We start from the raw sequence: 13,212 nt of genomic DNA, 5'->3' as shown, positions 1-13,212 counted from the left end.
CTGGGCCCAGCGGCCCATTGAGTTCCGAGAAGGCCCCGATCCGGACGACCGGAACGGGGCCTTCTCGCATGCCGATAGGCTCGACGGCATGTCCTCAATGCCTCGTATCGACGGTCGCACCCCCGAACAGCTCCGCCCCATCACCATCGAACGCGGATGGAGCAAGCACGCCGAAGGCTCCGTGCTCATCTCCTTCGGTGACACCAAGGTCTTCTGCACCGCCTCCGTCACCGAGGGCGTCCCGCGCTGGCGCAAGGGCAGCGGCGAGGGCTGGGTCACCGCCGAATACTCGATGCTCCCCCGCTCCACCAACACCCGCGGCGACCGCGAGTCCGTCCGCGGCAAGATCGGCGGGCGTACGCACGAGATCAGCCGACTGATCGGCCGCTCGCTGCGCGCCGTCATCGACTACAAGGCCCTCGGCGAGAACACCATCGTCCTCGACTGCGACGTCCTGCAGGCCGACGGCGGCACCCGCACCGCCGCCATCACCGGCGCGTACGTCGCCCTCGCCGACGCCGTCTCCTGGGCCCAGGGCAAGAAGCTCATCCGGGCCAACCGCCAGCCCCTCACCGGCACCGTCTCCGCGGTCAGCGTCGGCATCGTCGGCGGCGTACCGCTCCTCGACCTCTGTTACGAGGAAGACGTACGCGCCGACACCGACATGAACGTCGTCTGCACCGGCGACGGCCGCTTCGTCGAGGTCCAGGGCACCGCCGAGGCCGAGCCCTTCGCCCGCGACGAGCTGAACTCGATCCTCGACCTCGCCGTCGGCGGCTGCGACGAGCTCGCCGCGCTGCAGCGCAAGGCCCTCGAGGAGACGCTCGCGCGCTGACCGCCCCGGCCGGGGCGGCCGGCCGCCTGCGAAGATCGGCCGCCACGCAACCAGGCACGCCCCTGCGGGCGTTCATACAGATACGGGATCCGGATACGGGCGTACGGGCACATCCGTGCGCCCGTCCGGTTCAGGGAGGGGAACGTTCCATGGCCTTGCGCCGCCGCCGTACCGCCATAGCCGTCGCCACCGTGGCCCTTGTCGCGCCACTCGCCATCAGCTGCAGCGCGGTCGAGAAGGCCCTCGACTGCGCCCAGACGGCCCACGCCATCGCGGGCAGCGTGTCCGATCTGCAGCAGGCGGCACAGGACGCCGCCGAGAACCCGCTCCAGGCGGACAAGGCGCTCGACCGGATCGACGAGAACCTCGGCGAGATCACCGACAAGACGGACAACGTCGATGTCGACAAGGGCGTCAACGACCTTCAGAAGGCCGTGGACAACGTCCGGACCGCCATCAAGAACGGCGACAACACCCCGGACCTCGGGCCCGTCCTGGATGCCTCCGGCGAGATCACCAAGGCCTGCACGTCCTGACCCGCTGAACCCGGCGGGCCGGCGCAGGGCCGATAATCGGGGCATGACGCGCCTGATCCTCGCCACCCGCAACGCCGGGAAAATCACCGAACTCAAAGCGATCCTCGCCGACGCAGGGCTCACCCATGACCTCGTCGGCGCGGACGCCTATCCCGACATCCCCGATGTCAAGGAAACCGGCGTCACGTTCGCCGAGAACGCGCTGCTCAAGGCCCATGCCCTGGCCCAGGCGACCGGGCTGCCCGCGGTCGCGGACGACTCCGGGCTGTGCGTGGACGTGCTCGGGGGTGCGCCCGGGATCTTCTCGGCCCGGTGGGCCGGGCGGCACGGGGACGACGTGGCGAACCTGGAGCTTCTGCTTGCGCAGCTCGGGGACATCGCCGATCCGCATCGGGGGGCGCACTTCGCGTGCGCGGCTGCGTTGGCCCTGCCGGACGGGACGGAGCGGGTTGTCGAAGGTCGCCTTCGGGGGGTGCTGCGGCATGCGCCGTCGGGGTCGGGCGGCTTCGGGTACGACCCGATCCTGCAGCCCGACGGGGAGTCGCGGACCTGTGCGGAGATGACGGCCGAGGAGAAGAACGCGATCAGCCATCGCGGGAAGGCGTTCCGCGAACTGGTGCCCGTGGTGCGGGAGTTGTTGGGCTGAGGTCTATTTCGGCCCCTCCCCGCCCCTTCCCGTAAGGCTGCCGCCGGCTGCAAAGACTGTCCTCAAGCGCCGGACGGGCTGACTTTGTCAGCCCGTCCGGCGCTTGAGGACACAGCTCCGCAGGATTTCGGGAAGGGGCGGGGTGGGGAAGAAATCAAGCCCAGAGCTGGCCGTGCAGCGCCGCCACCGCGTCCTCCGTGGTGGCCGCCGTGTAGATCCCGGTCGACAGGTACTTCCAGCCCCCGTCGGCCACGACGAACGCGATGTCCGCCGACTCCCCCGCACGCACCGCCTTGTTGCCCATGCCGATGGCCGCGTGCAGGGCGGCACCGGTCGACACACCCGCGAAGATGCCCTCCTGCTGCAGGAGTTCCCGCGTACGCGTCACCGCGTCGACCGAGCCGACCGAGAAGCGGGTGGTCAGGACGGTCTCGTCGTACAGCTCGGGGACGAAGCCCTCGTCCAGGTTGCGCAGACCGTAGACGAGGTCGTCATAGCGCGGCTCGGCGGCGACGATCTTCACGTCCGGCTTCTGCTCGCGCAGGAAGCGGCCCACGCCCATGAGCGTCCCCGTCGTGCCGAGCCCCGCCACGAAGTGCGTGATCGAGGGCAGGTCGGCGAGGATCTCGGGGCCGGTCGTGGCGTAGTGCGCGCCCGCGTTGTCCGGGTTGCCGTACTGGTAGAGCATCACCCAGTCCGGGTGCTCGGCGGAGAGCTCCTTGGCGACGCGTACCGCCGTGTTGGAACCGCCCGCCGCCGGCGAGGAGATGATCTCCGCGCCCCACATGGCGAGGAGTTCGCGCCGCTCGGACGAGGTGTTCTCGGGCATGACGCAGACGATGCGGTAGCCCTTGAGCCGGGCCGCCATCGCGAGCGAGATGCCGGTGTTGCCGGACGTCGGCTCGAGGATGGTGCAGCCGGGCGTCAACCGGCCGTCCTTCTCGGCCTGTTCGATCATGTGGAGCGCGGGGCGGTCCTTGACCGAGCCGGTCGGGTTGCGGTCCTCGAGCTTGGCCCAGATCCGTACGTCGGCGGACGGGGACAGCCGCGGCAGGCGGACGAGGGGCGTGTTGCCCACCGCGGCGAGCGGGGAGTCGTACCGCATGTCAGACCGAACCGCCGGCGACCGCGGGGAGGATCGTGACGTTGTCGCCGTCGGCGAGCTTGGTGGAGATGCCGTCCAGGAAGCGGACGTCCTCGTCGTTCAGGTACACGTTCACGAAGCGGCGCAGCTGCTCGCCGTCCACGATGCGGGCCTGGATGCCCGTGTGCCGGGTCTCGAGGTCGGCGAAGAGGTCGGCAAGGGTGGCTCCGCTGCCGTTCACGGCCTTCTCGCCGTCGGTGTAGGTGCGGAGGATGGTCGGGATGCGGACCTCGATGGCCATGGCTGGGCTCCTGTCGGAAGTTTCGTAGTCGGTGGCACGCACGGCCTGGCCAGGCATTTCTGCCCGGGGAGACCGGTGGAAACGGGGGTGGTACGCGGACGGGCGCGCCTCGGCTCACGGCCGGATGACGGCAGGGGTCAGCGCGGACAGATGGCGCTGCCGATCCTGCACAGGTCGACGTGAAGGCGCGCCACGAGCAGCATGCCCGGCGTCTTGTCGTTCACGTCGTCGATAACCATGGGCTCATCGTATCGATTCCCCTCCCGCATTCCGGAATGTGATCTCGAATGCTGGACGAAAATCGTCCGCTACTCGGACACCTCCACCGGCACCTGAGGGGCGGGGGCCGCAGTGGGAGCCGGGCCCGGCAGGTAGGTGACCGTGGGCGCGCCGGTCGTCGGATGCACCGTGACCTCGGCGTTCACCCCGTACACCGAGGCCAGGAGGTCCGGGGTGAGCACGTCGCCGGGCGGGCCGGATGCCACGGCGCGGCCGTCCTGGAGGACGTAGAGGCGGTCGCAGTAGTACGCGGCCAGGTTCAGGTCGTGCAGGGCGAGGAGGTTGGTGGTGCCGAGGGTGCGGACCAGGCCGAGAATCTGCAGCTGGTAGCGGATGTCCAGGTGGTTGGTGGGTTCGTCGAGGACGAGCAGGTCTGGATCCTGCACCAACGCCCTTGCCACCAGGGCGCGTTGGCGTTCGCCGCCGGAGAGCCGGTCGAAGGGGCGCTGGGCGAGGTCCGCGACGCCGACCTCGGCGAGGGCCTCGCGTACGAGCGTCTCGTCGTGCGGGGTGTCCTGCTCCCAGAAGCTCTTGTGCGGGGAGCGGCCCATCGCGACGACCTGCTGGACGGTCAGCTCGAAGCCGGCCTGCCCGTCCTGCGGGACGGTGGCGATGCGGCGGGCGCGGGCCTTGGTGGAGTGCGTACGCAGGTCCTCGCCGTCTAGGAGGACGCGGCCGGAGGTGGGGGCGAGGGTGCCGTAGACGCATCTCAACAGGGTGGTCTTTCCACTGCCGTTGGGGCCGACGAGGCCCACGGTCTCGCCCTTGTCGGCGTGCAGGGTGACCGCGTCGACGAGGGTGCGGCCGCCGGTCGTCTCGTAGCCGAGTGCTTCGGTACGCAGCATCGTCGCCGCCTAGGACCCTTCGGAGGTGCGGCTGCGGTGCAGCAGCCAGAGGAAGAACGGGCCTCCGGTGAGGGCCGTGAGGATGCCGACCGGGATGTCCTGCGGGGCGGCGACCGTGCGGGCGGCGAGGTCGGCTGCGACCAGGAAGACGGCGCCGGTCAGGGCCGCGACGGGGAGCAGCCTGCGGTGGGCGGCACCGACGAGCATGCGGGCGGCGTGCGGGACCATCAGGCCGACGAAGCCGATCGCTCCGCTGTACGCGACGAGGACGCCGGTGAGGAGGGAGGCGAGCACGAAGATCGCTCGGCGGAAGCGGGCCGTGTCGAGGCCGAGGACGGTGGCGCCCTCCTCGCCGACGAGGAGCAGGTCGAGGGGGCGGGCCAGGGCGAGCAGGAGTGCGGTGCCCGCGGCGAGGGCGGTCAGGGGCAGGGCGAGCATGTCCCAGCGGGCGCTGCCGAGGCCGCCGAGGGTCCAGTAGAGGACTTCCTGGAGGTGGTCGGCGCGGGCCGAGGTGACGAGGAGGAGGCTGGTCAGGGCGGAGAGAATGTACGCGACCGCCACTCCGGCGAGGATCAGACGGCCGGTGGTGAAGCCGCCGGCGCCACTTCTGGCCAGGGCGTAGACCAGGGCCAGGCTGGCGAGGGCTCCCGCGAAGGAGGCGGCCGGGATGGTGAGGGTCGTGGCCACGCCCGCGAGGCCCAGGCTGCCGCCCAGGACGATGACGCCGACTGCGCCGGCGCTCGCTCCGGACGACACTCCCAGGAGGAAGGGGTCGGCCAGGGGGTTCCGCACGAGGGCTTGCAGCACGGCTCCGATTACGGCCAGGCCCGCGCCGACGGCTGCGCCGAGCAGGACCCTGGGGAGTCTTACGTCGAGGACGATGGTGCGGAAGGGGCTGGGCCTTGCCTGGCCCGTGAGGATCTCGACCACTTCGGTCGGGGCGATTCTTACTGGGCCCAGGGCGAGTCCGGCGACTGTGGCTGCAGCCAGGGCGACGACGAGTATGGCTATGACCAGGGCGTACGGGGGCCGGCCCCCGTGGCCCCGCTTCATCGGCATGCGGCGCCTTCGGCCTGGAGGTAGCCCCCCATCGCCCCTTTGCAAAGGCCTGCGGCACCTCCGGCCCAGGGGTAGACCCCCATCGCCCCTCTGCAACGGCATGCGGCACCTTCGGCTGCGCCCACCCGTGCCGCCCTGCGGCACGCCTGCCCGCAGGTTGGGCGGGAGCGGGGAGGGCGGGGGCGCGTCCTGGGGCACGCCTGCCCGCAAGGGAAGTGGGGGTGGGACGTCGCCCTGGGGCACGCCTGCCCGCAGGGTTGGCGGGGAGGGTGGGGAAGCGCCTTGCGGCCCCCGCTCGCCCGCCCGCGGGGAGAGTGAGGAAGCGCCCTGCGAAGTTTGCTCCCCCGACCGCGGGGAGGGTGGGGCGGCGCCCTGCGGCCCCCGCTCGCCCGCCCGCGGGGAGAGTGAGGAAGCGCCCTGCGAGGTTTGCTCCCCCGTTGGTCCCGGTCCGCTGCTCACTTCGTCGCGTCCGGGTGGAGTTGAGCCGCCAGCCTTGCTGTCGCTGCCGGCGCCCGTACGCCCAGCACCGCGTCCGACAGCGGGAGTACCGCGAAGCGTTTGTTCTTGATGGCCGGGACGTCGGCCAGGGCCGGGTCCGCCAGGAGGCGGCGCTTCTTCTGGGCGACCGTGGTGCCGCCGTAGTCGTAGATCACGATCACTTCGGGGGCCCGCTCGACCACGTTCTCCCAGGACGCGTCGCCGAAGGACTTGTCGAGGTCGGCGAAGACGTTGCGGCCCCCGGCGCGGGTGATGATCTCGTTGCCGATGCCCTTGCCGCCCGCCGTGAAGGCCGTTTTGTCGCCGCTGTCGTAGACGAAGACCGACAGGGGCTTCGTACCCTTCAACTGCTCGGCCGTGGCAGCGACTTCACGCTCGGCCCCCGCCACCCAGCGGTCCGCCCGGGCCCGTACCCCGAAGGTGGACCCCGCCTCGCGGACCTCGCGGTAGACGTCCTTCATGGTCACCGCCCGGCCGCCCGCGCAGTTCTCGACGTTGAGGCGGGTCTCGATCCCGGACTTGGCGAGGGCCGCCCGCGACCGGCCCTCGCTCGCCGCGAAGGCGCTCGCGTAGCCGCCGTAGACGAAGTCGGGATTCGCGGCCAGGAGCTTCTCGTACGAGGGGTACTCGGCGGCGAGCACCGGCCGGGCCTCGTAGTCCTTCGCGTACTTGGGCAGGACCTTGTCGTCCAGATACGCCGTGCCCGCGATCCGGTCCGCCAGGCCGAGTTCGAGCAGCACCTCGGTGGCGTGCTGGTTCAGTGTGACCGCACGCTCGGGCGGCGCCGAGAAGGTGGTCTTCACCCCGCAGTTGTTCACCGTGTACGGGAACCCGGCGGCCTCGGCCGCGGGCTTGTCACCGCCTCCGGGAGCGCCGGCACAGGCCGTGAGCGGGGTGAGCAGGGCCAGGGTCGCGACGAGTGCGCGCAGGGGCCGGGGCATGGCTGAGCTGCCTCCTGAAGGGGATTTCCGCGTCCCCTCGAGTTGCGTGGAAGAAGGCGGCAGGTCAGTTCCTGACTCCCCCACCGGCAAAAGGTGGGGTCACAGTGGCGGGACCGTCCCGGATTCGCACCGGGTTCCTGGCTCCTGCCGCCTCAAGGTCGAAGCTCAGTATGCCTGTACGACCCTGACGTCTTCCTCGGTGACCTCGCCGTCGACGATCCGGAACGAGCGGAACTGGAACGGGCCCGCCTCGTCCTCGTCGGCGGTCGACACCAGGACGTAGTGCGCGCCGGGCTCGTTGGCGTACGAGATGTCGGTCCGGGAGGGGTACGCCTCGGTCGCCGTGTGCGAGTGGTAGACGACGACGGGCTCCTCGTCCCGGTCGTCCATCTCGCGGTACAGCTTGAGCAGGTCGCCGGAGTCGAACTCGTAGAACGTGGGCGAGCGGGCCGCGTTCAGCATCGGGATGAAGCGCTCCGGCCGGTCCGAGCCGGCCGGGCCCGCGATGACGCCGCACGCCTCGTCGGGGTGGTCCTTGCGGGCGTGGGCGACGAGCTGGTCGTGCAGCGCCTGGGTGATGGTGAGCATGCCCATGAGAATAAGCAGATGGGCCGTGGATCTGAGATCCACGGCCCATCTGGTGAGACGCGTTCATGAGACGGGCTCATGAGACGCAGGCACGGGACGGGCACCCGGCAGGAAGCGCCCGTCCCGGACGATCGCTAGCTCTTGGCGTCCTCGGTCTGCGCGTTGACCGAGGGGGTTCCCGAGCCGTTCTTGCGCTGGATGGCGAGGTAGCCGACGCCCAGGATCAGGGCCCAGAGCGGGGCCGCGTACAGCGAGATCCGCGAGTCCTTGTCGATGCCCATCAGCACGATCACCATGCCGATGAAGAGCAGCGCGAACCAGCTGGTGTACGGGGCACCGGGTGCCTTGAAGGTGGACTGCGGGAGCTCCCCGCGGTCGGCCTTGCGGCGGTACTTGATCTGGCTGACCAGGATCGCGATCCAGGCCCACATGCCGGAGATGGTCGCGAAGGAGACGACGTAGTTGAACGCCTCACCGGGGAACTCGTAGTTGATCCAGACGCCGACGAGCATCAGCGAGGCGGAGACGCTGGTGCCGATGAGCGGCAGGCCGTTCTTGGTGAGCTTGGTGAAGACCTTCGGGCCCTGGCCGTTGAGCGCGAGGTCGCGCAGCATGCGGCCGGTGGAGTACATGCCCGAGTTGCAGGAGGACAGCGCCGCGGTGAGGACCACGAAGTTGACGATGGCGGCGCCGACGCCGAGGCCCATCTTCTCGAAGGCGGCCACGAACGGGCTGACGCCCGGCTGGAAGTGGGTCCAGGGCACCACCGAAAGGATCATGATCAGCGCGCCGACGTAGAAGACGGCGATGCGCCACGGCACGGCGTTGATGGCCTTGGGCAGGACGGTCTTCGGGTCCTTGGACTCGCCCGCGGTGACGCCGACCAGCTCGACGGCGAGGAAGGCGAACATGACCAGCTGCAGCGTCATCAGCGTGGAGCCGATGCCCTTGGGGAAGAACCCGCCCTCGGACCACAGCAGCGTCATGGAGGCGGTGTCTCCGGCGTCGGAGAAGCCGACGGTGAGGATGCCGGCGCAGATCAGGATCATGCCGATGATCGCGGTGACCTTGACCATCGAGAACCAGAACTCGAGCTCACCGAAGAGCTTCACGGAGACCAGGTTCACGAGGAAGAGCACGACGGTGAAGATGAGGGCGAACACCCATTGCGGCTGATTGAGCACGCCGTCGGCGTTCTTGGTCCAGAACTGCATGTACTCGGACGCCGCGGTGACCTCGGTGATCCCGGTGACGACCCAGAAGAGCCAGTACGTCCAGCCGGTCACGAAGCCCATGAAGGGGCCGACGAACTCACGCGCGTACTCGGAGAAGGAGCCCGACACCGGGCGGTACATGAGGAGCTCGCCGAGCGCCCGCATGATGAAGAAGATGACGAGGCCCGCGATGGCGTAGGCCAGGATCAGGCTGGGGCCCGCCTTGGAGATGCCCTTGCCGGCACCGAGGAACAGGCCGGTGCCGATGGCGCCGCCGATCGCGATCATCTGGATCTGACGGGATCCGAGTCCTCGCTGGTATCCCTCGCCGGACGTGCCCTCAGGGCCGCCGTCCTGCACGGCCCCATTGCCGTCGGACTTGCTGTCGACCTGCACTGAGGTCATGTTGGTGCGCCTTTCTCCATGCCGACCCGGCCGTACTTGTGTACGCGCCCGGATCGGGTCCCGATCCCCCCGGATGTGGATGGAGCTGTGCCTACCGACGATCCGTCGGTGGGGCGCCCCTGACCGGAACATGGGTGGCGTCCGTCAGGTGGTCGTGAACATTTATCACGCGCACAACAGGGGAGAAACAAGACCTTTGTGGCGGACAGCACATGAAAAAGGGGACAAAGGTCCCTGGGGGCACCAAAGGGCTACCGCTTGGTGACGCGATCGTTATGCGGATTTGAGCGTCCGCTGAGCGAACACATCGCCCAGCGGACACCTCGCGAAGATCGCCGGGACGTCGGCGTCCCGAATCAGGCCATCAAGGTCTCGACGAGCGTCTCCTGCAGCCCGCCGAGCCAGAGGTACGCCATCACCATCGGCTTGCGCGGGTCGGAGTCCGGGAGCCGGTAGAGCAGCTCCGTGTCCTCGTCGGCGATGACATCGAGGCGGGAGGCGACCGCGAGCCGAAGATCGTTGAGCGTGCCCATCCACTGCCGGGATTCCTCGACCGACAGCTTGAGGACGGCACCGCCCTCGCCGCCGGAGCTGAGCGCGTCGAGGGAACGTACGACCACGAGGGCGTTCTCCCGCTTGCCGGCCCGCAGGTCGTTCTCCGTGAAGCGCCTGAACTCGGCGGAATACTCCTTGAGTTGGTCGTCCGGGACGACCTCCGGGTCGCCGTACGCGTCCGGGAAGAGGCGTTGCAGGACCGGGTCGGACGGCGGCTCGCTCGGCCCCTCCGCGAAGAGCTCCGCGAGGGGGTCGTCGGAGATCTCACCGCCGGGGCCGGGGCCGATCAGCTCCAGGAGCTGCACCGCGAGGGAGCGCAGGATGGAGATCTCGACCTCGTCGAGGGCGACGGCCGCGCCGCCGCCGGGGATCGGCTCGAAGTGTCCGGCCATCAGTTGCGGTCCTGGCTCAACGTCGCCCACAGGCCGTAGCCGTGCATGGCCTGCACATCGCGCTCCATCTCCTCGCGGCTCCCGCTGGAGACGCAGGCGCGGCCCTTGTGGTGCACGTCGAGCATCAGCTTGTGCGCCTTGTCCTTCGAATAGCCGAAGTAGGTCTGGAAGACATACGTCACGTAGCTCATCAGGTTGACCGGGTCGTTGTGGACGATCGTGACCCAAGGGACGTCCGGCTCGGCAACGACGGAGACCTCCTCGGCCGATTCGGTGCGTTCGATCTCTACGGGAGCCACATCTGGAGCCACACTCACCTGTCCCATGCTGCCACTTGAGGGCGGGCACCGCACAAACGGCCCTGGACGGCGCTAGAAATCGTCAGAGTGACGAGATGTGCGCTAGGCTCCCTGCCATGAACACTGCGGACCTTGGGCTGCCGGTGGATGTCCCGTCGACGGCGCTTTTCACGGATCACTACGAGCTGACGATGCTGCAGGCAGCGTTGAAGGCCGGCACGGCCGAGCGGCGCTCGGTCTTCGAGGTCTTCACCCGCAGACTGCCCGAGGGGCGCCGGTACGGCGTCGTGGCGGGCACCGGGCGGGTCCTGGACGCGGTCGAGAACTTCCGCTTCGACGCGGACGTCATCGGCTTCCTGCGCGAGCGCCGCATCGTCGACGAGCCGACCCTTCAATGGCTCGCCGGCTACCGCTTCCGCGGCGACATCTGGGGCTACCCGGAGGGCGAGATCTACTTCCCTGGCTCGCCGATCCTGCGGGTGGAGGGCTCCTTCGCCGAGTGCGTGCTCCTGGAGACCGTGATCCTCTCGATCCTCAACCACGACTCGGCGATCGCCGCGGCGGCCTCGCGCATGTCGTCCGCCGCCGGGGACCGGCCGCTGATCGAGATGGGCGCGCGGCGCACGCACGAGCTGGCCGCGGTGGCCGCCTCGCGTGCGGCGTACGTCGGCGGCTTCACCTCCACCTCGGACCTCGCGGCCGGATTCCGCTACGACATCCCCACCGTCGGCACCTCGGCGCACGCCTTCACGCTGCTGCACGACAGCGAGCTGGACGCCTTCACGGCGCAGGTCGACTCGCTGGGCCGGGGCACGACGCTGCTCGTGGACACGTACGACGTGGCCGAGGCGGTCCGGATGGCCGTGGAGGTCGCCGGGCCCGAGCTGGGCGCCGTACGCATCGACTCCGGCGACCTGCTGCTCGTCGCCCACCGGGTACGCCAGCAGCTGGACGACCTCGGCGCCACCAAGACCAAGATCACCGTCACCTCCGACCTCGACGAGTACGCCATCGCCTCCCTGGCCGCCGCGCCCGTGGACGCGTACGGCGTCGGCACCCAGCTGGTGACCGGCTCCGGGCACCCCACCTGCTCGATGGTCTACAAGCTGGTGGCCCGCGCGAAGTCCGCCGACCCGAAGGCGCCGCTCGAGGCGGTCGCGAAGAAGTCGCTCGGCGGCAAGTCCTCGATCGGCGGCCGCAAGTGGGCCGCGCGCCGCATCGGCTCCGACGGGCACGCCGAGGCCGAGGTCATCGGCACCGGTCCGGTCCCGGCGGACCTTGCCGACCAGCAGCTCCTCGTAGAGCTGGTCAAGGGCGGCGAGATCGTGGCTCGGGAACCGCTCGACGTCGTACGCGACCGGCATGCGGCCGCCCGCGACCGGCTGCCGCTGTCCGCGACGCAGCTGTCCCGCGGGGAAGCGGTCATTCCGACCGAGTACGTGTGATCGCGCCGTACGCCTCCAGGGGCGTACGCCCGGCCGAGTGCGCATGAACCCCGGGTGAGCGGGCATGCAACGCAACGTCCCTTAGCAGCCAAATGCCCTCTCCCGCAACGCACTTGGAGTCTCTACGCTCGGTCATGAGGCCGGGCCCCCGCCGCACTCTCCAGCTGAAGGAACCCATCATGCGCCGCGCCCTGATTGTCGTGGATGTGCAGAACGATTTCTGCGAGGGCGGCAGCCTCGCGGTCGCGGGTGGCGCGGACGTCGCTGCGGCGATCACGGATCTGGTCGGCCAGACGGCCGGGGCCTGCTACCAGCACGTGGTCGCCACCCGCGACCACCACGTGGCGCCCGGTGACCACTTCTCGGACAACCCCGACTTCCGCAACCACTGGCCGGCGCACTGCGTGGCGGGCACGGAGGGGGTCGGGTTCCACCCGAACTTCGCGCCGACGGTCGCCTCCGGGGCGATCGACGCGGTCTTCGACAAGGGGGCGTACGCGGCCGCCTACAGCGGGTTCGAGGGGGTCGACGAGAACGGGGTCACGCTCTCGGCGTGGCTGCGGGCCCGTGAGGTGTCCGAGGTGGATGTCGTCGGTATCGCCACCGACCACTGCGTGCGGGCCACTGCGCTGGACGCGGCCCGGGAGGGCTTCCGGACCCAGGTCCTGCTCGACCTGACGGCCGGGGTGGCCGAGGAGACCACGGAGGCCGCCCTGGAGGAGCTGCGTTCGGCGGGGGTCGAGCTGAGCGGGAAGCCCATCGTTTGATTTATCCCCTCCCCGCCCCTTCCCGTAAGGCTGCCGCCGGCTGAAAAGACTGTCCTCAAGCGCCGGACGGGCTGATGAATCAGCCCGTCCGGCGCTTGAGGACACAGCTCCGCAGGATTTCGGGAAGGGGCGGGGTGGGGAAAAGATCAAGCGGGACGAGCCGGACGCAGCAGCGCCCGAATCGGATGCCACAGTTCGTCCACGTCGTCCGGTGCCGTGCGCCAGATCAGCCCGTCCGGATGGTGCAGCACCGCCGTGATCTCATCCGGCGTCGGGGGCTCGCTGTTCCCCCGCAAGTACACCGACCGGAGCCCCAGATTCCGTAGCCGCGTCAGCGCCCGCGCACGGTTCGCCGCGTGCACCAGGACACGTATCCGCCGCCCTTCACCCGCCGGGCTCGGCAGAGCCACCGCCACCACCACACTGCCACCGGGCAGCCTGCTGAAGCCTCCTCCAGCCATCCCGCATCACACCCCCGTGAGACGTCGCGTCAATAAGGAACTCACAGGACGCACCTAAACAC

16 protein-coding genes and 1 riboswitch are annotated in these 13,212 nt (G+C 69.7%); of the genes, 5 read left to right on the top strand and 11 right to left on the bottom strand.

From position 1 onward, the window contains the following. Positions 1 to 97 precede the first annotated feature (97 nt). From rph to rdgB, 3 genes are all read left to right on the top strand, one after another. On the top strand, positions 98 to 835 hold the full coding sequence (rph, locus tag OG430_RS30150) for a ribonuclease PH (protein ID WP_327359279.1): 738 nt from the start codon (positions 98 to 100) through the stop codon (positions 833 to 835). 149 nt (positions 836 to 984) lie between these two features. After that, positions 985 to 1,371 (top strand): hypothetical protein, encoded by a 387-nt coding sequence (locus OG430_RS30145; RefSeq protein ID WP_327355774.1) that lies wholly within the window; start codon positions 985 to 987, stop codon positions 1,369 to 1,371. A 43-nt stretch (positions 1,372 to 1,414) separates the two neighbouring features. Further along, entirely contained in the window at positions 1,415 to 2,017 is a 603-nt protein-coding gene (gene rdgB, locus OG430_RS30140) for an RdgB/HAM1 family non-canonical purine NTP pyrophosphatase (protein ID WP_327355773.1), read from the top strand. 154 nt (positions 2,018 to 2,171) lie between these two features. Here rdgB and OG430_RS30135 read toward each other — a convergent pair whose 3' ends face one another. From OG430_RS30135 to clpS, 10 genes are all read right to left on the bottom strand, one after another. Beyond that, on the bottom strand, positions 2,172 to 3,122 hold the full coding sequence (locus OG430_RS30135; protein WP_327355772.1) for a PLP-dependent cysteine synthase family protein: 951 nt from the start codon (positions 3,120 to 3,122) through the stop codon (positions 2,172 to 2,174). Position 3,123: 1 nt separating this feature from the next. Continuing rightward, a complete protein-coding gene (locus tag OG430_RS30130; protein WP_327355770.1) occupies positions 3,124 to 3,402 on the bottom strand; it encodes a MoaD/ThiS family protein in 279 nt (92 codons plus the stop codon). A 137-nt stretch (positions 3,403 to 3,539) separates the two neighbouring features. Next, the gene (locus OG430_RS30125) at positions 3,540 to 3,641 is read right to left on the bottom strand and encodes a putative leader peptide (protein ID WP_327355768.1); all 102 of its coding nucleotides are present in this window, start codon (positions 3,639 to 3,641) and stop codon (positions 3,540 to 3,542) included. A 69-nt stretch (positions 3,642 to 3,710) separates the two neighbouring features. Beyond that, positions 3,711 to 4,526 (bottom strand): ABC transporter ATP-binding protein, encoded by an 816-nt coding sequence (locus OG430_RS30120; protein WP_327355767.1) that lies wholly within the window; start codon positions 4,524 to 4,526, stop codon positions 3,711 to 3,713. A 9-nt stretch (positions 4,527 to 4,535) separates the two neighbouring features. Then, positions 4,536 to 5,579 carry a FecCD family ABC transporter permease gene (locus tag OG430_RS30115; RefSeq protein WP_442816740.1) on the bottom strand — a complete coding sequence of 348 codons (1,044 nt, stop codon included), beginning with the start codon at positions 5,577 to 5,579 and terminating at the stop codon, positions 4,536 to 4,538. 461 nt (positions 5,580 to 6,040) lie between these two features. Further along, a complete protein-coding gene (locus OG430_RS30110) occupies positions 6,041 to 7,024 on the bottom strand; it encodes an ABC transporter substrate-binding protein (protein WP_327355765.1) in 984 nt (327 codons plus the stop codon). Positions 7,025 to 7,069: 45 nt separating this feature from the next. Then, positions 7,070 to 7,187: riboswitch (cobalamin riboswitch) on the bottom strand. 2 nt (positions 7,188 to 7,189) lie between these two features. Beyond that, positions 7,190 to 7,612: a M67 family metallopeptidase gene (locus OG430_RS30105; RefSeq protein ID WP_327355764.1), complete on the bottom strand. Its 423-nt coding sequence runs from the start codon at positions 7,610 to 7,612 to the stop codon at positions 7,190 to 7,192. 134 nt (positions 7,613 to 7,746) lie between these two features. Then, a complete protein-coding gene (locus OG430_RS30100) occupies positions 7,747 to 9,231 on the bottom strand; it encodes an amino acid permease (protein WP_327355763.1) in 1,485 nt (494 codons plus the stop codon). A gap of 356 nt (positions 9,232 to 9,587) precedes the next feature. After that, a complete protein-coding gene (locus tag OG430_RS30095) occupies positions 9,588 to 10,178 on the bottom strand; it encodes a DUF2017 domain-containing protein (protein ID WP_327355762.1) in 591 nt (196 codons plus the stop codon). Further along, complete coding sequence (clpS, locus tag OG430_RS30090; RefSeq protein ID WP_327355761.1) at positions 10,178 to 10,504, bottom strand: ATP-dependent Clp protease adapter ClpS; 327 nt, start codon at positions 10,502 to 10,504, stop codon at positions 10,178 to 10,180. The genes OG430_RS30095 and clpS overlap by 1 nt, the downstream gene beginning before the upstream one ends. 89 nt (positions 10,505 to 10,593) lie before the next feature. On the opposite strand from clpS, the gene OG430_RS30085 reads away from it, so the two are divergent. Together OG430_RS30085 and OG430_RS30080 are read left to right on the top strand one after the other, a co-directional pair. Further along, entirely contained in the window at positions 10,594 to 11,922 is a 1,329-nt protein-coding gene (locus OG430_RS30085) for a nicotinate phosphoribosyltransferase (protein ID WP_327355760.1), read from the top strand. 179 nt (positions 11,923 to 12,101) lie between these two features. Next, entirely contained in the window at positions 12,102 to 12,689 is a 588-nt protein-coding gene (locus tag OG430_RS30080) for an isochorismatase family protein (RefSeq protein WP_327355759.1), read from the top strand. Positions 12,690 to 12,835: 146 nt separating this feature from the next. On the opposite strand, the gene OG430_RS30075 is transcribed toward OG430_RS30080, so the two are convergent. Beyond that, positions 12,836 to 13,150, bottom strand: coding sequence for a hypothetical protein (locus OG430_RS30075; protein WP_327355758.1), 315 nt, complete (start codon positions 13,148 to 13,150; stop codon positions 12,836 to 12,838). Positions 13,151 to 13,212: the final 62 nt, after the last annotated feature.

Origin of the sequence: Streptomyces sp. NBC_01304, from assembly GCF_035975855.1 — a bacterium.
Lineage (GTDB): Bacteria > Actinomycetota > Actinomycetes > Streptomycetales > Streptomycetaceae > Streptomyces.
The sequence above is the reverse complement of the archived record's forward strand: the minus strand, read 5'-3'. Positions and strand labels throughout refer to the sequence as shown.

Bases quoted from the DNA above. Each gene is read 5' to 3' on its own strand.
- rph (WP_327359279.1), top strand. From the start codon at position 98: ATGCCTCGTATCGACGGTCGCACCCCCGAACAGCTCCGCCCCATCACC.
- OG430_RS30145 (WP_327355774.1), top strand. From the start codon at position 985: ATGGCCTTGCGCCGCCGCCGTACCGCCATAGCCGTCGCCACCGTGGCC.
- rdgB (WP_327355773.1), top strand. From the start codon at position 1,415: ATGACGCGCCTGATCCTCGCCACCCGCAACGCCGGGAAAATCACCGAA.
- OG430_RS30135 (WP_327355772.1), bottom strand. From the start codon at position 3,122: ATGCGGTACGACTCCCCGCTCGCCGCGGTGGGCAACACGCCCCTCGTC.
- OG430_RS30130 (WP_327355770.1), bottom strand. From the start codon at position 3,402: ATGGCCATCGAGGTCCGCATCCCGACCATCCTCCGCACCTACACCGAC.
- OG430_RS30125 (WP_327355768.1), bottom strand. From the start codon at position 3,641: ATGGTTATCGACGACGTGAACGACAAGACGCCGGGCATGCTGCTCGTG.
- OG430_RS30120 (WP_327355767.1), bottom strand. From the start codon at position 4,526: ATGCTGCGTACCGAAGCACTCGGCTACGAGACGACCGGCGGCCGCACC.
- OG430_RS30115 (WP_442816740.1), bottom strand. From the start codon at position 5,579: ATGAAGCGGGGCCACGGGGGCCGGCCCCCGTACGCCCTGGTCATAGCC.
- OG430_RS30110 (WP_327355765.1), bottom strand. From the start codon at position 7,024: ATGCCCCGGCCCCTGCGCGCACTCGTCGCGACCCTGGCCCTGCTCACC.
- OG430_RS30105 (WP_327355764.1), bottom strand. From the start codon at position 7,612: ATGCTCACCATCACCCAGGCGCTGCACGACCAGCTCGTCGCCCACGCC.
- OG430_RS30100 (WP_327355763.1), bottom strand. From the start codon at position 9,231: ATGACCTCAGTGCAGGTCGACAGCAAGTCCGACGGCAATGGGGCCGTG.
- OG430_RS30095 (WP_327355762.1), bottom strand. From the start codon at position 10,178: ATGGCCGGACACTTCGAGCCGATCCCCGGCGGCGGCGCGGCCGTCGCC.
- clpS (WP_327355761.1), bottom strand. From the start codon at position 10,504: ATGGGACAGGTGAGTGTGGCTCCAGATGTGGCTCCCGTAGAGATCGAA.
- OG430_RS30085 (WP_327355760.1), top strand. From the start codon at position 10,594: ATGAACACTGCGGACCTTGGGCTGCCGGTGGATGTCCCGTCGACGGCG.
- OG430_RS30080 (WP_327355759.1), top strand. From the start codon at position 12,102: ATGCGCCGCGCCCTGATTGTCGTGGATGTGCAGAACGATTTCTGCGAG.
- OG430_RS30075 (WP_327355758.1), bottom strand. From the start codon at position 13,150: ATGGCTGGAGGAGGCTTCAGCAGGCTGCCCGGTGGCAGTGTGGTGGTG.